Annotated in this window: 15 protein-coding genes; 7 read left to right on the top strand and 8 right to left on the bottom strand. The window is 68.2% G+C overall.

The window, feature by feature from the left end; genetic code table 11:
* Nucleotides 1-48 precede the first annotated feature (48 nt).
* Entirely contained in the window at nt 49-447 is a 399-nt protein-coding gene (locus BST14_RS08170; protein ID WP_083064077.1) for an ATPase, read from the top strand.
* A 19-nt stretch (nt 448-466) separates the two neighbouring features.
* Nucleotides 467-1,396, top strand: coding sequence for a histone deacetylase family protein (locus BST14_RS08165; protein WP_083064011.1), 930 nt, complete (start codon nt 467-469; stop codon nt 1,394-1,396).
* Here BST14_RS08165 and BST14_RS08160 read toward each other — a convergent pair whose 3' ends face one another.
* Entirely contained in the window at nt 1,397-2,383 is a 987-nt protein-coding gene (locus BST14_RS08160) for an aldo/keto reductase (protein WP_083064010.1), read from the bottom strand.
* A gap of 95 nt (nt 2,384-2,478) precedes the next feature.
* Nucleotides 2,479-5,286 (bottom strand): phosphoenolpyruvate carboxylase, encoded by a 2,808-nt coding sequence (gene ppc / locus BST14_RS08155; protein WP_083064009.1) that lies wholly within the window; start codon nt 5,284-5,286, stop codon nt 2,479-2,481.
* A 136-nt stretch (nt 5,287-5,422) separates the two neighbouring features.
* Between ppc and BST14_RS08150 the strand changes: the two genes are divergently transcribed.
* A complete protein-coding gene (locus BST14_RS08150) occupies nt 5,423-6,340 on the top strand; it encodes an LLM class F420-dependent oxidoreductase (RefSeq protein ID WP_083064008.1) in 918 nt (305 codons plus the stop codon).
* 21 nt (nt 6,341-6,361) lie between these two features.
* Here BST14_RS08150 and secG read toward each other — a convergent pair whose 3' ends face one another.
* The 6 genes from secG to BST14_RS08120 all read right to left on the bottom strand — a co-directional run bounded on the left by secG (nt 6,362) and on the right by BST14_RS08120 (nt 12,178).
* Nucleotides 6,362-6,595 carry a preprotein translocase subunit SecG gene (gene secG, locus BST14_RS08145; protein ID WP_083064007.1) on the bottom strand — a complete coding sequence of 78 codons (234 nt, stop codon included), beginning with the start codon at nt 6,593-6,595 and terminating at the stop codon, nt 6,362-6,364.
* Nucleotides 6,596-6,638: 43 nt separating this feature from the next.
* The gene (tpiA, locus tag BST14_RS08140) at nt 6,639-7,424 is read right to left on the bottom strand and encodes a triose-phosphate isomerase (protein WP_083064006.1); all 786 of its coding nucleotides are present in this window, start codon (nt 7,422-7,424) and stop codon (nt 6,639-6,641) included.
* A 15-nt stretch (nt 7,425-7,439) separates the two neighbouring features.
* Entirely contained in the window at nt 7,440-8,669 is a 1,230-nt protein-coding gene (locus BST14_RS08135; protein WP_083064005.1) for a phosphoglycerate kinase, read from the bottom strand.
* Between the two features lie 3 nt (nt 8,670-8,672).
* The gene (gene gap / locus BST14_RS08130) at nt 8,673-9,692 is read right to left on the bottom strand and encodes a type I glyceraldehyde-3-phosphate dehydrogenase (protein WP_083064004.1); all 1,020 of its coding nucleotides are present in this window, start codon (nt 9,690-9,692) and stop codon (nt 8,673-8,675) included.
* An 88-nt stretch (nt 9,693-9,780) separates the two neighbouring features.
* On the bottom strand, nt 9,781-11,571 hold the full coding sequence (locus BST14_RS08125; protein ID WP_083064003.1) for a DUF3556 domain-containing protein: 1,791 nt from the start codon (nt 11,569-11,571) through the stop codon (nt 9,781-9,783).
* 148 nt (nt 11,572-11,719) lie between these two features.
* A complete protein-coding gene (locus BST14_RS08120) occupies nt 11,720-12,178 on the bottom strand; it encodes a hypothetical protein (protein WP_245845338.1) in 459 nt (152 codons plus the stop codon).
* Between the two features lie 248 nt (nt 12,179-12,426).
* Here BST14_RS08120 and BST14_RS08115 point away from each other — a divergent pair, with 248 nt between their 5' ends.
* The 4 genes from BST14_RS08115 to BST14_RS08100 all read left to right on the top strand — a co-directional run.
* Nucleotides 12,427-13,167: a lysophospholipid acyltransferase family protein gene (locus BST14_RS08115; RefSeq protein ID WP_142279314.1), complete on the top strand. Its 741-nt coding sequence runs from the start codon at nt 12,427-12,429 to the stop codon at nt 13,165-13,167.
* Between the two features lie 3 nt (nt 13,168-13,170).
* Nucleotides 13,171-14,802, top strand: coding sequence for an acyl-CoA ligase FadD12 (fadD12, locus tag BST14_RS08110; protein ID WP_083064001.1), 1,632 nt, complete (start codon nt 13,171-13,173; stop codon nt 14,800-14,802).
* Nucleotides 14,802-16,064 carry an alpha/beta hydrolase gene (locus tag BST14_RS08105; RefSeq protein WP_083064000.1) on the top strand — a complete coding sequence of 421 codons (1,263 nt, stop codon included), beginning with the start codon at nt 14,802-14,804 and terminating at the stop codon, nt 16,062-16,064. The genes fadD12 and BST14_RS08105 overlap by 1 nt, the downstream gene beginning before the upstream one ends.
* A gap of 126 nt (nt 16,065-16,190) precedes the next feature.
* A partial coding sequence (locus BST14_RS08100; RefSeq protein WP_142279309.1) for a 13E12 repeat family protein occupies nt 16,191-17,267 on the top strand: 1,077 nt, incomplete at its 3' end.

Raw genomic sequence — 17,267 nt, 5'->3', positions numbered from 1 at the left:
AAAATGGATAGGGTGACCCGCGCCACACCGGGCCGGCGCGGGGTCATAATGACGGTCATGGCAGACAGAACCGTGCGCGGGGGACAGGAGCGAAGCCGGCTCAAGACGCTCACCCAGGCCGCGTTGAACGCCGACAAGACCGTGGAGCAGGTCGAAGACGTCCTCGACGGGTTGAGCAACACCATGCAGGAGCTGAGCGATTCTTTGTCGGCCCTCAACGCCACGGTGGAACGCCTGGAAGCCGGCCTGGATCACCTGGATGGCACCATGGCCAGCCTGGACGACCTGGCCAAGCGGCTGATCGTGCTGGTCGAGCCGGTGGAAGCCATCGTCGCGCGGGTCGATGACATGGTGCGGGTGGGCGAGACCATGATGTCCCCATTGGCGATCACCGAGCACGCGGTGCGCGGCCTGGTGGACAGGCTGCGCAACCGGACCGTGCAGTAGGCGCACGGCGGGACTTTCGATGGCCACGTTGCTGCTGCACCATCCCGCGTTCGCGGATCATCGGACCGCCCCCGGTCATCCGGAGCGGCCGGACCGCTACCGCGCGGTGGCGGCGGCGCTGAGCCGGCCGCAGTTCGACAAGCTGATGCGTGCGGAGGCCGAGCCGGCCGACCTCGCGACCACGCGCTACGTGCACTCGAATCGCTATGTCGACGCGCTGGAAGCCGCGCGGCCCGAAGCCGGTTACGTCTACCTCGATGGCGGCGACACCATGATGGAGCCGTCGACCTGGGAGACGGCGCTGCGCGGGGTCGGCGCCACGCTGCAGGCCGTGGACGCGGTGCTGGCCGGTGACGCGCAGAACGCGTTCGTCGCATGCCGGCCGCCGGGCCACCACGCCGAAACCGAGCGCGTCATGGGCTTCTGCCTGTTCAACAACGTCAGCATCGGCGCGCGGCACGCGCAGCGCAAACACGGGCTGACCCGGGTCGCCATCGTCGATTTCGACGTCCACCACGGCAACGGAACCCAGCAGATCTTTTACTCCGACCCCAGCGTGCTCTACGCGTCCACGCACCAGATGCCGCTGTTCCCGGGCACTGGTGCGGTACGAGAGGCCGGGGTGGGCAACATCTTCAACGCGCCGCTTTCACCCGGCGACGGCGGGGCGGAGCTGCGCGCGGCGTTTCAGGACCGGATACTGCCCGCGCTGCAGGGCTTTTCGCCCGAGCTGATCATCGTGTCCGCCGGTTTCGACGCCCACGAGCGCGATCCGCTCGGCTCGCTGACCATGACGGCCGCCGACTTTGCTTGGGTCACACGGGAATTGATGACGTCGGCCGAGAGGCTGTGCGACGGCCGGCTGGTGGCGGTGCTCGAAGGAGGCTATGACCTGCAAGGCCTCACTGATTCGGTCACCGCGCACGTCGGCGAGCTGCTGAAGGGCTGATCAACCCGCCTTCTGGTGCATCTCGGGATACGGCCCGCCGACCGGCGTGGCCGCCCCCAGAATCTCGTCGAGCGCGGCGAGATCGCCGTCGGACAGCGTGACGTCGACCGCGCCGGAGCTCTCCTGCAGGTAGCGCAGGTGCTGGGCTCCGACGATGGCGACGTGCACGCCCGGCTGCGCGATCACCCGCGCGATGGCCAGCTGGCTGATCGTCACGCCCATCCCGGCGGCCAGAACCTCAAGCCGCGCAACAACTTCCAGGTTGCGCAGGTAGCCTTCGCCGCTGAAGATGTCGCTCTTGCCGCGCCAGTCCTGGGCGCCAAAACTGGTGTCGGCCTTCATCGTCCCGGTCAGCAGACCGTGCGCCAGCGGCCCGTACACCATCACCCCGATGTCGTGCTCGCGGGCGTACGGCAGCAGCTCGTCTTCGATGCCGCGGCGAAATAGGTGGTAGGGCGGCTGCACCACCTCCACCGGAAGGGTCTCGGAAAACTCCCGCACCTGCGCGGTGTCATAGTTGGACACACCGACGTGCCGGATCTGGCCCTCCGACACCAATTCCGCGAGCGCCCCGGCGGTTTCGGGGGCCGGGGTGCCCGGATCGGGCCAGTGCACCAGGTACACGTCGATGTGGTCGATGCCCAGCGCGGTTAGGCTGGACTCCACGCCCTCCCGGAGCCATGTGCGGCTGCCGTCGCGGACCAGCCCGTTGTCGGTGGCACGCAAACCACCTTTGGTGGCGATCACCACCTCATCGCGAGATTTCCGGAGATCGTCGCGAAGCGCCTCGCCGAGCAGGCGTTCGGACGCCCCGAACCCGTATTGCTGTGCGGTGTCGAAGAAGTTGATCCCGAGGTCGCGGGCGCTGCGGATCAGGGCGATCGCGGCCTCCTCGTCGGCGTGGCCCCAGTCGCTGCAGAACTCCCAGGTGCCGAAGGCCAACCGGGAAACCTCGAGTCCCGTCTTGCCGAATGTGATGGTCTTCAATGCCCACCCTCCCCGTTGCATAGACGTCCACTGGGTATGCAGCCGGTGCGGCCAAGCCCCCGACCCAACCATAACCAGGACCGATTGGCCGGTTATCAGCCGCTGTTTCGCAGCGCGCTGGCCAGCCCGTTCATCGTGAGCAAAATGCCGCGCTGCACCAATTCGTCGTCGTCGCCGGACCGGTAACGGCGCAGCAGCTCCACCTGCAAGTGGTTGAGCGGCTCGAGGTAGGGGAAGCGGTTGAACACCGAGCGCGCCAGCGCCGGGTTGTCGGCGAGCAGGTTGTCGTGGCCGGTGATGAGCTTGTGCATGGCGATGGTCCGCCGGTGCTCGTCGACGATCTTGTCGAATACCCGGTGCCGCAAGTCCTCGTCGTCCACCAGTTCGGCGTAGCGCGCCGCCAGGCCAAGGTCGCTTTTAGCCAGCACTTGAGCCAGGTTGGACAGCACGCTGCGGAAAAACGGCCAGCGTTGGTACAAGTCGTGCAGGATGTCCACCCGCTCGCTTTCGCTTTCCGGGCCCGCCGCGATCCACTGCTCGAATGCCGACCCGGTGCCATACCAGCCGGGCAGCATGACCCGCGACTGGCTCCACGCCAGCACCCACGGGATGGCGCGCAGGTCCGAAATGGACTGGGTGGGTTTGCGTGAGGTGGGTCGGCTGCCGATGTTCAGCGATCCGATTTCGCTGACCGGCGTCGACGCCATGAAGTAGTCGACGAAACCCGGTGTCTCGTGCACCAATTCGGCATAGGCGCGCTGGGCCAGCACGGCCACCTCGTCGAGCACCGCGTACGCCGGTTCGGCGGCATCGCCCAGTCCCTCCACATCGAGCAGGGTGGATTCCAGCGTGGCGGCCAGCAGGCTCTCCAGATTGCGTTGCGCCGCTTGCGGTTCGGCGTACTTGGCGGCGATCACCTCACCCTGCTCGGTGAGCCGCAGCGATCCGTTCACCGCGCCGGGCGGCTGCGCCAGGATGGCTTCGTAGCTCGGGCCGCCGCCGCGCCCGACGGTGCCGCCGCGACCGTGAAAGAGCCGCAACCGGATTCCCGTTTTGCGGGCTACCTCCACCAGGGCCAGCTCGGCCCGGTACACCGCCCAGCTGGAGGCGAGATAGCCGCCGTCCTTGTTAGAGTCGGAATACCCGAGCATCACTTCCTGGCTGTCGTCGCGGGCGGCCACCAGGGCGCGGTAGATCGGCAGTTCGAGCATGGCATGCAGAACGGTGGCGCCGTTGTGCAGATCGTCGATGGTCTCGAACAGCGGGGATATGCCCACCGGGCAGTACGGCGCATCCCCGGACGCGTCGATCAGGCCCGCCTCCTTGAGCAGGATGGCGGCCTCGAGGACGTCGGAGACCGAACGGCACATGGAGATCACGTAATTGGGCACTGCGGACGGTCCGTAGCGCTTGATGGCGTGTGCCGCCGCACGCACCACGCCCAGCTCTTCGCGGGCCAGCTCGGACAGTTCCGCGCGGTCACCGACCAGCGGCCGGCGGGTGGCCAGCTCGGCGGCCAACAGCTCGACGCGCTCGTCTTCGGGCAGCGAACGGTAATCGGGATGCACCCCGGACCATGCCAGCAGCTCGGCGACCACCCCCTCGTGCACGTCGGAATTCTGCCGCATGTCCAGGCCGCACAGGTGAAACCCGAAGACTCGCACGCCTTCTCGCAGCAGCGCCAGGCGGTCGTCGGCCAGCAGCGCGCTGCCGTGCGCGCGCAGCGACGCATCGATGGTGTCCAGGTCGGCCTGCAGTTCGCCCGGGGCCGCATAAGGGGGCAACCCCAGGTCCAGCTCGTGCTGCGGTCGGCGATCCAGGATCTCGGCGCCGGTCGCGGTGAGCCGCGCGCGGATCACCCGCACCGCGCGGCGGTACGGCTCGTCGGCGCGGGCCTTTTCCCCGCAGCCCTCGGCCAGTTCGGTCAGCTCCGGGCTCACCGCGACCAGGCGCGCCGACATCGACAGCTCCTGTTCCAGAGCGGTCAGTTCGGCCAGGTAGTGCGCCAGCGCGGTGAACGCGGCGTTGCCGGTGGCTTGGCGCACCACGCCGGCCGTCACGTTCGGATTGCCGTCGCGGTCCCCGCCGATCCAGGAGCCGGGCTGGAGGATCGGCTGGCTGAGCAGGTCGGCGTCGGGCCAGCGTGACCGCAGGGCGTCGCGCACTTCGGCGTTGACCTGCGGGACCACCTTGAAGAAGGCGGCGGCGTAGTAGCGCAGCCCCACCTCGATCTCATCGGTGATCTGCAACCGGGACAACCGGATGAGCGCGGTCTGCCACAGCGTGAGGACCTGGCGGCGCAATTCGCGTTCGACGTTGCGGCCGTCGTCGGTTTCCTCGTGCCCCTCGGCGTGCAGCCGCATCAGTTCGGTGATCCGGTGCTGGGTGACGAACACGGTGCGCCGGCGGGTCTCGGTGGGGTGCGCGGTGATCACCGGCGCCACCACGGCACCCTTTAGCGCACCGGCGACGGTAGCCGAATCCAGTTGCGCGCGATCGAGTTTGGCGTAGGTCGCGGCCAGGCTGCTGTCCTGCGGCGGCTCGCCCGCGGCGACGTGGATCGCCCGGCGGCGCTCCCGGTGGATGTCTTCGGCGACGTTGGCCAGCAACGCGAAGTGGCTGAAGGCCCGAATGACCGGGATCGCCTGGTGGATGTCGATGCCATCGAACATCCGGGCCAGCTCGGCGCGGTCGATCTCGGAGCGGCGCACCCGAAACGATTCGACCCGCGCCCGCTCGACGAGCCCGAACACCTCGTGCCCGTTCTGCTCGCGCACCGTGTCGCCCAGGATGGCGCCCAGCAACCGGATGTCGGCCCGCATCGGCTCGGTCGCCTCACGACCCACCAAGGTGCGCTGCACGGCGCCGATCGGTTCCAGCGTGCCCTCGGATGCCTCAGCCATAGGACCCAGTATCGATGCGGATGCCGGCGCCCGCCCGTCGGGGATCGCCCGCGGCGGCGAATCACCATGGCGCAGTAGGTCAGATCACCGTGTTTCGGCGGGAATGGCGGGCCGATCAAGCGCGTTGGTTGCAGGCATGTCCGCCGGAATCATTCTCATGGCCCGTCCCGATGCCCACAATTTGGTCGATGACGTGATTGCGCAGGCCAAACGCGCCCACCAGCTCGGGGTCGCGCAGGTGTGGCTGCCCCAGCAGCAGAATTACGACGCCATCGCGCTCGCCGCGCTCGTCGGAGCCGCCGTGCCCGGGCTGGGCGTGGGCACCTCGGTGGTGCCGATCAACCCGCGTCACCCGCTGATCGTCGCCTCGTTGGCGCAGACGGCGCAGGCCGCCGCGCACGGCAACTTCAGCTTGGGGCTGGGGCTGGGCGCCCGCCAGGTGGAACGCCCGACTTTCGGCACCGACTGGCCCAACACCATCACCCGGCTGCGCGAGCACCTGACGATCCTGGCGTCGGTGTTCAACAGCGGCGACGTCGACTTTCACGGCAGCGAGCTCAGCGCCGGCCCAACCTGGCCGGTGCAGGTGCCGGGCGGCACACCGATCCCGGTGTATGTGGCGGCGATGGGCCCCAAGGCGCTGCGGGTCACCGGCGAACTGGCCGACGGCACGCTGCCCTATCTGGCCGGGCCCCGCACGATCGGAGAATTCATCGTGCCCGAGATCACCAAGGCGGCGGCCGAGGCGGGCCGCCCGGCACCGCGCATCATCGTCGCGGTGCCCGTGCTGTTGTCCGACGATGTCGAGGGCGGTCGCAGCGCCGCGGCCCAGCAGCTGAGCTTCTACGAGACCATCCCTTCGTATCGCAAGGTGATCGCTCGAGAGGGCCTCGCCAGTGTGGTCGACCTCGCCGCGATCGGGCCCGAGGAGTCCGTGGGACGCCAGTTGCGCCGCTACCGCGATGCTGGAGCCACTGACATCGTGGTCAGCCCGCTGGACCGCTCCGAGTCGGTCGACCGCGAAGCGTTATGGAGACTGACCGCCGCGCTGTGAACGCGCGGGATGCCCGCGCCGTCAGCGGTACTTGATCATCAGCGCGATGCCGACGATGCACACCAGCCAGATGGCGGTGATGAAATACGTCAGCCGGTCCAGGTTCTTCTCCACCACCGTGGAGCCGGACAGGCTGGACTGCACGCCGCCGCCAAAGAGCGTGGACAGGCCGCCACCCTTGGCGCGGTGCAGCAGCACCAGCAGCACCACCAGGATGCTGGTGACGACCAGGGTGATCTGCAAAGCCAACTGCATGACGGCCAGCCTACCGGCGTCGGTTCGTGTTCAGGGCGCCGCCCTACGGAAGCGGCCCACCGGCGGCGATCGCCGCCAGCTGGGCGAACTGCTCGCCGTCCAGGGAGGCGCCGCCGACCAGACCGCCGTCGATGTCGTCGCTGGCGATCAGCTCGCCGATGTTCTTGGCGTTCACCGATCCGCCGTAGAGCACCCGCACCGAGTCGGCGACCTCTGGGGAAGCGAGGGACGCCAACTGTTTGCGGATCGCCGCGCACACCTCTTGGGCGTCGCCCGCGCTGGCCACCCGCCCGGTGCCGATCGCCCATACCGGTTCGTAGGCGATGACGACCTTGCCGATCTGTTCGCCTGACAGCCCGGCCAGCGATCCGCGCAGCTGCTCTTCGCAGTGCCCGACGTGGTTTCCCGCCTCGCGGACATCGAGGTGCTCGCCGATGCAGACGATCGGGGTCAGCTCGTGCTTGAGCGCTGCGGCGGCCTTGGCGGCCACCACCGCGTCGTCCTCGTGGTGGTAGGTCCGCCGCTCGGAGTGCCCGACGACGACGAACTTGCAGCCCAGCTTGGCCAGGAAGGCACCGCTGATGTCGCCGGTGTAGGCACCCGAGTCGTGCTCGGACAGGTCCTGTGCGCCGTAGGTCAACCGCAGCTTGTCGCCGTCGACCAGGGTCTGCACGCTGCGCAAATCCGTGAACGGCGGTAGCACCGTGACGTCCACCTTGTCGTAGTACTTGTCCGGCAACGCGAACGCGATCTTTTGCACCAGCGCGATGGCCTCGAAGTGGTTGAGGTTCATCTTCCAGTTGCCGGCGATCAGCGGTTTGCGGCTCACGACTGTCGGGCCTTTCTAGTTGTGGTCGGGCTGGGGTCGACTCAACACCTCGATACCCGGAAGCGTCTTGCCCTCAAGGTATTCCAGCGACGCTCCCCCACCGGTCGAGATGTGCGAGAAGTCGCCCTCCGGGATGCCCAGTGCGCGCACCGCGGCCGCGGAGTCCCCGCCGCCCACCACGGAAAACGCGCCCTTGCCGGTGGCCGCGGCGATCGCCTCGGCGACGCCCTTGGTGCCCGCGGCGAAGGCCGGGAATTCGAACACGCCCATCGGCCCGTTCCAGAACACGGTTTCGGCGTTGGACAGCAACGTGGTGAAGCGTTTGACCGAGCCCGGCCCGATGTCCAGGCCCATCAGGTCGTCCGGGATCGCGTCGGCCGCGACGGTCTGCGGTGTCGCGTCGGCGGCGAACTTGTCGCCCGCCACGACGTCCACGGGCAGCCGCAGCACGTCGACGTAGGTGTCCAGCAACCCGCGGCAGGTGTCCACCATCTCGGTCTCCAGCAGCGACTTCCCGACCGAAAACCCCTGTGCGGCGAGAAAAGTGAAGCACATGCCGCCACCGATGACGATGCTGTCGGCTTTGGTGGCCAGCGATTCGATGACGCCGAGCTTGTCGGAAACCTTGGAGCCGCCGAGCACCACCGCGTAGGGGCGTTTGGTGGAGCTGGTCAGCTGCTCCAGCACTGCGATCTCCTCGGCCACCAGCGTGCCGGCGTAGTGCGGCAGCAGGGTGGCGATGTCGTACACCGAGGCCTGTTTGCGGTGTACCACGCCGAAACCGTCGGACACGAAAGCCCCTGTCGGGCCGACCAATTCGGCCAGCTGCCGGGCCAGCGCAAGGCGCTCGCCGCCATCCTTGCTGGTTTCGCGGGCGTCGAAGCGGACGTTCTCCAGCAGCAGGACGTCGCCGTCGGTGAGGCCCTCGGAGCGCGCCAGCGCGTCGGTGCCCACGACGTCTCCGGCCAGCTGGACGTGCCGGCCGAGCTGCTCGGACAGGGCCGCGGCGACGGGCGCCAGCGACAGCTTCGGGTCGGCTCCGCCCTTGGGCCGGCCGAGGTGCGCGGTGATCACCACCTTGGCGCCCGCCTCCACCAACGCCTTCAGCGTCGGCACCGAGGCGGTGATGCGGCCGGCGTCGGTGATCGTCCCGTCGTCGAGCGGCACGTTCAGATCGGAGCGCACCAGCACGCCGCGCCCGGAAACTCCCTCGGCGAGAAGGTCTTTCAGAGTGTGGACGGCCACGGTTTACAGCGACTTGCCGACCAGGGCGACCAGGTCGACGAGGCGGTTGGAGTAGCCCCATTCGTTGTCGTACCAGGAGACGACCTTGGCTTGGTTGTCGATCACCTTGGTCAGACCGGCGTCGAAGATCGAGCTGTGCGGGTCGGTGACGATGTCGCTGGACACGATCGGGGCGTCGTAGTACTTCAGGATTCCTTTGAGCTTGCCCTCGGCTGCGGCCTTGAACGCGGCGTTGATGTCCTCGGCGCTGACCGACTTGGACAACTCGGCGGTGAGGTCGGTGACCGAGCCGGTGGGGATCGGCACCCGCAGCGCGTACCCGTCCAGCTTGCCCTTCAGTTCCGGCAGCACCAGGCCGATGGCCTTGGCGGCGCCGGTGGACGTCGGCACGATGTTCAGCGCGGCGGCGCGGGCCCGGCGCAGGTCCTTGTGCGGACCGTCCTGCAGGTTCTGGTCCTGGGTATAGGCGTGGATGGTGGTCATCAGGCCCTTGACGATGCCGAACTCGTCGTTGAGCACCTTGGCCAGCGGCCCGAGGCAGTTCGTGGTGCACGACGCGTTGGAGATGATGTTCTGGCTGCCGTCGTACTTGTCGTCGTTGACGCCCAGCACGATGGTGATGTCCTCGTCGGTGGCGGGCGCGGAGATGATCACCTTCTTGGCGCCGGCGTCCAGGTGACCCTTGGCCTTGGCGGCGTTGGTGAAGATGCCGGTTGACTCGACCACGACGTCGACGCCCAGGTCGCCCCAGGGCAGCGCCGCCGGGCCTTCCTTGACCTCGAGCGCCTTGATCTTGGTGCTGCCGACGACGATGGTGTCGTCGCCCTCGAGGCTGACGTCCTGCGGCAGGCGGCCCAGGATGGAGTCGAATTTCAGCAGGTGCGCCAGGCTGGCGTTGTCGGTGAGGTCGTTGACCGCGACCACCTCGATATCAGCGGTACCCTGCTCCTGTTGAGCCAGCAAGGCCCGGTAAAAGTTCCGCCCGATGCGACCGAAGCCGTTGATACCTACTCGGACCGTCACTTGTCTCTCCTGTCGTCTTCCGGTGTCCGCTGCTTTGCGCTCGTCGCCAGCCTAGATCAGGGTCTTCTACCATTGCCGCGCCGGTACATCACCGGTGACGTCGGCCACAAACGGTCCGGGCCGGCGGGTCGCCGCCGTCGATGACGTGGACGGGGTAGTCGTCGCCGTGCTCGGGCCAGGGCTGACGGCTCAGCATGGCCGCGACGTCGACGTAGCCCTGTTCGATGAGGCCGGTCTTGGCGTCGACGATGCGGTAGGCCTGCGTTTGGCGCTGGATGGGTTGGGCTTCCAGGATGATCACCCGGACCTCGCCCTCGTCGAAGTCGCAGCGCCGCTGCACGGCGGCCAGCAGCTGTTCGTTGTGCAGGTGGCCTTCGCCGAAGTTCCACCCGATCAGCGGTCCGGCGATGATTTCGCCGTCGCGCAGCAGGTAGTCGGCCTCGTCGGCGCCGTCGGGCAGGGCGCGGGGCACCAGCCCGCCCAGCGCCCGGCCGTGGGTGTGCATGGACCGCCACCCCATCAACTTATCGATCATGAGCTCGGCCGTGAGCGGATCATAAAGGCGGGCAAGCTGGTTGGGTGCCAGCGCCGACGCCTTGGTGATGTTCGCCTCGATCTTGTCCTCGGCACCACTGCGCAGGCACCAGGTGCTGGTGGCCCAGTTGCCCGCGTAGTAGCGCATCGCCGGCAGGAACGAGATCTGTTGCGGGAACATGTTTCCCAGGATCGGCACCACCGCGAGCGCGGCGATCAGGATGATCAGCAGCAGCGGCGAGCTCAGCCCGGTGGCCGTGACGCCGGCGTAGTGGCCGAACAGGTAGAACAGCGAAAAGATGAAGAAGACGTTCCACTCCAACGGGACCCCCATCGGGATGGTGGAGGTGATGTTGAGGTGGAACAGCACCATGAAGCCGATCAGGAACCACGCCCACCGGTGACCGTCGGCGAAGAACACCAGGACCAGCGGAACCAGAAATTCGGCCGTCGTCCCGCCGACGTGGGCCATGACCTTCGGTATCCACGACGGTCGCAGGTCGTTGACCGGGTCGAGGTAGAGCCGTCGCTTGAACCAGTTGAACGCCCGGCCGCGCAGCAGCGGGCTGTTGCTCATCATGACCGCCACGACATACGGGAAGTGATGGTTGAGCTTGGAAGTCGCCGCGCCCCACCACAACGCCAGCATGATGATCTTGAAGGCGGCGATCTGGTCGGTGAACCCGAAGAAGAACACCAGCAGCGTCAGCCCGTAGTGCTCGCCGCGCGCCGCCAGGAAGACGGTTTTGTCCCGCAGGCCCAGCAGCGCGAGCGCGACGATGGCGGGCACCACCAGCCAGGGATCGATCAGGCCGACGTCGCCCGCCGCGGTGACCGGTCCGCCCCGGCCCGGTGAGAGCAACGCCCAGACGCCGGAGCCCAGCACGACGAGATACAGCGCCACGTCGACCACCGTTCGGCTGTCCCCGCGGGTGAACGGGACCTTGCCCGGCCAGGCCGGCAGCCGAATGGTGTTGGGCCGCAACCAGTACAAGAACCCGCCGAACGGCGGCCAGAACCGCGCGGTCAGCGGCCCCGATCCGCAGCCCAGGCCCAGGATCTCGAACAGCAGCGTGAAGATGACCAGCTTCTGATACACGATCGGCTGCGTCCACCAGTCGGTGAGGTGGCCCAGCCCGCCCAGCCCCGGCGTCAGGGAGATCACCGCGGCGGCGCCCGCGACGTACCCGGCGATCTTGAAGACGTAGAACAGGTAGACCGCGTACGGCGAACCGAAGCCGTGTTCGACCCAGTGCCGGGTCATGATCTGGCGCCTGGTCGACCGGGGCAAGCTGAGCCACGTCTGCGGGTCGACGTAGGGAAACTCCGGAGCCATGAATCCCATGGGCGGCCTCGTTCCTGTCTAGAAACCAGCTGGCCCATCGAATGTATCGGCAACGCCACGCCCGATGTGCCGATTTGCGCGCCCCGGTGCCAGGCGCCGGCGCCCGGTCAGTGGCCCTACGGCGAAAACTGTTGCGAGAAACGGTGATTCAGCGCACGGCCGGGGCGGGCCGGCGAGCCACCGGGCGTGCCTGCGGCAAAACCGCACCCGGCGTCGGGCGGACGAATCGGCGCCGCAGTTTGTCGATCATCGTGTCCAGGGTCCGCCGATCCTGGTCGGCGATGCGCACCAGGCGGCGGTAGTTCGCTACGGCATCGAGGTCACCCTTGACTTCCGCGGTGCCGATCTTGCGCTCATATTCGTCGATGCGCTGATCGATGAGGCCGCGCCGGCCGCCGAGTAGGCGCACGAAGTAATCGGCCTGCAGCTCGTCTGCGGTGTCCGGCGCGGCCGCGGGGGCCCGAGAGGCTTCTCGACCGGGGCGGGCCGATTCCACGCGGGCCGCGCCGGTGTGGGCACGCCGCCCACGCCGGTCCCGGGTGGTGGCCGATCTGCGGGTGGCGCTCGCGCGGGCGCCAGTCTCGTGAGACAGACCGGGTACGTCCATCGGGTCCCCTTTACTCGAGGATTGCTTAGGGCGTCGTAACAATAACGCCCCCATCCCGACCCGCGCCATATGCCCGGCCCGGCAAATGCGAAACACCGTGACAGCAACGCAGCCCCGGTCGCTACCATCGAGGGACTCGACTCGGCGAAGCCGCCTGATGCGAGGGCCAAGGAGGGAACGTGACCGACGACGGCAACCCCGACGGGGGGGATATCGGCAAATTCGACCCCGGCTTGACCCAGCGTCTGATGGCGGTGATGCGCCCGGTTCTCAAGACCTACTTCCGGTCGGAGGTGCACGGCCTGGAGGCGTTCCCGCCCGGCGGGGCCCTGGTGGTCGGCAACCATTCGGGCGGCATGTTCCCGATGGACGTTCCGATTTTCAGCGTCCACTTCTACGACAAACTCGGCTACGGCCGGCCGGTCTACACGCTGAGCCACGACATCCTGATGTCCGGACCCACCGCAGATCTCTTCCGGCGCACCGGATACATCCGGGCCAATCCGGCGAATGCGGCCGCGGCGCTGCGGTCCGGCGGGGTGGTGATCGTGTTCCCCGGCGGCGACTACGACGCCTACCGGCCCACCCTCTCGGAGAACGTCATCGACTTCAACGGCCGCAAGGGCTACGTCCGCACGGCGATCGAGGCAGGTGTCCCCATCGTGCCGGCGGTGTCCATCGGCGGGCAGGAGACCCAGCTGTACCTGACCCGCGGCACCTGGCTGGCCGAGCGGCTGGGCATCAAACGCTTGCTGCGCAGCGCGATCCTGCCGTTGTCCTTCGGCTTCCCCTTCGGCCTGAGCGCGGTCATTCCGCCGAACCTGCCGCTGCCCGCCAAGATCGTGACGCAGGTGCTCCCGCCCATCGACATCGCCGAGCAGTTCGGCGACGAGCCGGACGTCGACGAGGTCGACGAGCATGTGCGGTCGGTGATGCAGCAGGCCCTGACCGAGCTCGCCGCCAAGCGTCGCTTCCCGATTCTGGGCTGAGCCATGCCGAATCCATTGAGCGAGACCTTGGGCCTGGTCAGCACGCTGAGCCGCGCCGGCGTGATCGCGCCGATGCGGCCCGACCGCTACGTCAAGATGGCGGCGGCCATGCGCCGCGAAGGCATGGGCATGACCGTGGGCTTCGCCGCCGCGGCGCAGCGCTGCCCCGACCGTCCCGGCCTGATCGACGAACTCGGCACGCTGACCTGGCGCGAGCTCGACGACCGGATCAACGCGTTCGGCGCCGCGCTACAGCGCTTGCCCGGGGGTCAGCCGAAAGTCGTGGGCATCATGTGCCGCAACCACCGCGGCTTCGTCGAGGCGGTGGTGGCCACCAACCGGATCGGCTCCGACGTCGTGCTGCTCAACACGTCGTTCGCCGGACCGGCGCTGGCCGAGGTGGTCAACCGCGAGGGCGTCGACGCCGTGGTCTACGACGAGGAATTCGCGCCGACCGTGGACCGCGCGCTGGCCGACAGGCCGGCCGCCGGCCGCATCGTGGCCTGGACCGACGGGCGACACGAACTCACCGTCGAGAGGCTGATCGCCGATCACGCCGGGCAACGGCCCCGCCGCTCGGGCCGCAAGGGCAGGATGATCCTGCTCACCTCCGGCACCACCGGAACACCCAAGGGCGCCAACCAGACCGGCGGCAACGCCGGAATCGGCACGCTCAAGGCGATTTTGGATCGCACGCCGTGGCAGGCCGAGGAGAACATCGTGATCGTGGCGCCGATGTTCCACGCCTGGGGCTTCTCCCAGTTGATCTTCGCCGCGTCCATGGCCTGCACGGTGATCACCCGGCGCAAGTTCGACCCCGAGGCCACGCTCGACCTCATCGACCGGCACCAGGCGACCGGGCTCGCCGTGGTCCCGGTGATGTTCGACCGCATCATGGAGCTGCCCGCCGAGGTGCGGCGCCGCTACAGCGGCCGGTCCCTGCGGTTCGCCGCGGCATCGGGATCGCGGGTGCGACCGGACGTGGTCATCGCGTTCATGGACGCGTTCGGCGACGTGATCTACAACAACTACAACGCCACCGAGGCCGGCATGATCGCGACCGCCACCCCGCAAGACCTGCGGACCGCACCCGACACCGCCGGCCGGCCCGCGGGCGGGACCGAAATCCGGATTCTGGACCCGAAATTCAACGAGCTGCCCACCGGTGAGGTCGGCAGCATCTATGTGCGCAACAACACCCAGTTCGACGGCTACACCTCGGGGAGTACCAAAGACTTTCACGCCGGATTCATGTCCTCGGGTGACTTGGGATATCTCGACGAGGCGGGGCGCCTGTTCGTCGTCGGCCGCGATGACGAGATGATCGTCTCCGGCGGCGAGAACGTGTACCCGATCGAAGTGGAGAAGATGCTGGCGGCACATCCCGACGTGGCGGAGGCGGCGGTGATCGGCGTCGACGACGAACAATACGGGCAGCGACTGGCGGCCTTCGTGGTGCTCGAGCCCGGCGCCGCGCTCGACGGGGAGGCCACGCCCGACACCCTCAAGCAGCACGTGCGGGAGAACCTGGCCAACTACAAGGTCCCCCGCGAAATCACCGTGCTGGACGAACTTCCCCGCAGCAGCACCGGCAAGATCCTGCGCGCCGACCTGCAAGCGCGGGTGCACGGCTGATGCGGCTCGCCCGGACCCTTCGGAAACCCCGGCCACTGGCGCGGGCCGCGCTCGAATTGGCCAACGCCGCCAACGGGTTACGCCCGCTGGCCCGCAAGGGTTACAGCACCGTCCTGGTCTTCTGGTTCGGCTGGCCGGCCTCCGAGGTGCCGGGCGTGTACTTCTTTGCCTCGCTGCTCGATGCGCTGCGGCGGGGGCGCCGCGGCGATTTTGCGGGCCGGCGCGGGAAGGCCGCGCTGGCGTTGACGGCCGCGTCCTGGGCCATCCTGGCGGTGATCAAGTACCGGGGCGTCACCACTCCGGGCCCGGTGCTGGAGGCCGGGCTGCGCGAGGAACTCGGCGACGACTACGAAGAGGCGCTGACCAAGCTCCCGCAGACGGAACCGACGCGCAGCGGACGGCGCAATCTGCCGCTGGGCAACACCGTGGCCCGCCGCCGGTACGTCGAGAAGACCAACGTGGTGTCCTACGGTCCACACGGCCGCGCCAACCTCGCCGATATCTGGCGTCGACACGATCTGCCCCGCGACGGCAAGGCACCGGTGCTGGTGCAGGTTCCCGGCGGCGCCTGGGTGATCGGAATGCGCCGCCCCCAGGCCTATCCACTGATGAGCCACCTTGCCGCGCGCGGGTGGGTGTGCGTGTCGATCGGTTACCGGGTGTCGCCGCGGTACACCTGGCCCGATCACATCGTCGACGTCAAGCGGGCGCTGGCCTGGGTCAAGGAGAACATCTCCCGCTACGGTGGGGATCCCGACTTCGTGGCGATCACCGGCGGATCGGCGGGCGGCCACCTGTGTTCGCTGGCGGCGCTGACCCCCAACGACCCGAAGTTCCAGCCGGGGTTCGAGGACGCCGACACCTCGGTGGTGGCCGCGGTGCCGGTGTACGGGCGCTACGACTGGTTCTCGACCGAGGGCGAGGGCCGGCGCGAATTCGTGGACCTGCTCCAAAAGTTCGTCGTCAAAAAGAAATTCGCCACCCACCGCGACATCTACGTCGACGCCTCACCGATCCGGCGGCTGCGTGCCGACGCGCCGCCGTTCTTCGTGCTGCACGGCCACGACGATTCGCTCATCCCGGTCGGTGAGGCCGAGGAGTTCGTCGAGGAACTGCGCGCGGTGTCCAAGAACCCGGTCGCCTACGCCGAATTGCCGCACGCCCAACATGCTTTCGACATCTTCAGCTCCCCGCGGGCGCATCGGTCCGCCGAGGCCGTGGCGCGCTTCCTGTCGTGGGTGTACGCCTCCAGGATTCAATGAACCCGCCCGAACGCGACTAGAGCGTCGCGCCGATCGCATCGGAGCTATTGTAATCCCTTGTGTCACTGTGGTTTCAGTGGTCACAAAGCGGCGGTTCTTGTCGGTGGTCCCCGATAGCTTCGGGGTGTGATTGTAGACCGGGAGGCCTTGGCGGCGGCGTTTGACACCATCGACGCCGCCCTCGACGTCCTGGTCGGATATGACAGCGAAGCCTTGGCCACCCGCGAGCAGTTGGCCATGCTGGAACGCTGCGAAAAGGTGCGTCGCCGATTGCCGGCCATCGAGCATCCCCTGATCAATGCCCTTGCCCGTCAGGCACCGTCGACCGAACTGGGCGGCACCGCGGTCCATGCGATCGCCGAGGCCACACTGATCGGCCGCTCAGAAGCGTCCCGCCGCATCAAAGAGGCGCGGGACCTCGGGCCGCGGCACGGCCTGACCGGCGAACCGATTCCACCCGCCCTGGCCGCCACCGCGGCCGCCCAACGCGACGGCACCCTAGGTTCCGGTCAGGTGTCGGTGATCCGCAAGTTCTACCACCAGTTGCCCGGCTGGATCGACGCGGCCACCCGCGAACAGGCCGAGGCCAAACTCGCCGCCGAAGGCACCCGGTACCGGCCCGAGCAACTCGACAAGCTGGCAGCCGTGTTGGCCGATTGCCTCAACCCCGACGGCGGCTACCGCGACGAGGACCGCGCCCGCCGCCGCGGACTCACGTTGGGCAACCAACAACCCGACGGCATGTCGGCGCTGCGCGGCTGGCTGACCCCCGAAACCCGCGCCACCATCGAAGCCGTCCTGGCCAAACTCGCCGCCCCCGGCATGTGCAACCCCGACGACGACACCCCCCGCATCGAGGGCACCCCCAGCGAACAGGCCATCGAACGGGACAGCCGCAGCGCCGCGCAACGCAACCACGACGGACTCAACGCCGCACTGCGAGGCCTACTGGCCTCCGGGAACCTGGGTCAGCACAACGGCTTACCGGCCAGCATCGTCGTGACCACCACGCTGGCCGAGCTCGAGGCCGCCGCCGGCAGGGGGCTCACCGGCGGCGGCACCCTCCTGCCCATGAGCGACGTGATCCGGCTGGCCCGCCACGCCCACCACTACCTGGCCATCTTCAACAAAGGCAAAGCCCTGGCCCTGTATCACACCAAGCGACTCGCCAACCCCGGACAGCGAATCGTGTTGTACGCCAAA

This window comes from Mycobacterium arosiense ATCC BAA-1401 = DSM 45069, from assembly GCF_002086125.1.
GTDB lineage: Bacteria > Actinomycetota > Actinomycetes > Mycobacteriales > Mycobacteriaceae > Mycobacterium > Mycobacterium arosiense.
This window is presented reverse-complemented; position numbering and strand designations above follow the sequence as displayed.

Coding starts and splice junctions, on each gene's coding strand:
- BST14_RS08115 (WP_142279314.1), top strand. CDS start 12,427: ATGGCGGTGATGCGCCCGGTTCTCAAGACCTACTTCCGGTCGGAGGTG.
- secG (WP_083064007.1), bottom strand. CDS start 6,595: ATGCAGTTGGCTTTGCAGATCACCCTGGTCGTCACCAGCATCCTGGTG.
- fadD12 (WP_083064001.1), top strand. CDS start 13,171: ATGCCGAATCCATTGAGCGAGACCTTGGGCCTGGTCAGCACGCTGAGC.
- BST14_RS08150 (WP_083064008.1), top strand. CDS start 5,423: ATGTCCGCCGGAATCATTCTCATGGCCCGTCCCGATGCCCACAATTTG.
- BST14_RS08165 (WP_083064011.1), top strand. CDS start 467: ATGGCCACGTTGCTGCTGCACCATCCCGCGTTCGCGGATCATCGGACC.
- BST14_RS08125 (WP_083064003.1), bottom strand. CDS start 11,571: ATGGGATTCATGGCTCCGGAGTTTCCCTACGTCGACCCGCAGACGTGG.
- BST14_RS08105 (WP_083064000.1), top strand. CDS start 14,802: ATGCGGCTCGCCCGGACCCTTCGGAAACCCCGGCCACTGGCGCGGGCC.
- BST14_RS08120 (WP_245845338.1), bottom strand. CDS start 12,178: ATGGACGTACCCGGTCTGTCTCACGAGACTGGCGCCCGCGCGAGCGCC.
- BST14_RS08170 (WP_083064077.1), top strand. CDS start 49: ATGACGGTCATGGCAGACAGAACCGTGCGCGGGGGACAGGAGCGAAGC.
- ppc (WP_083064009.1), bottom strand. CDS start 5,286: ATGGCTGAGGCATCCGAGGGCACGCTGGAACCGATCGGCGCCGTGCAG.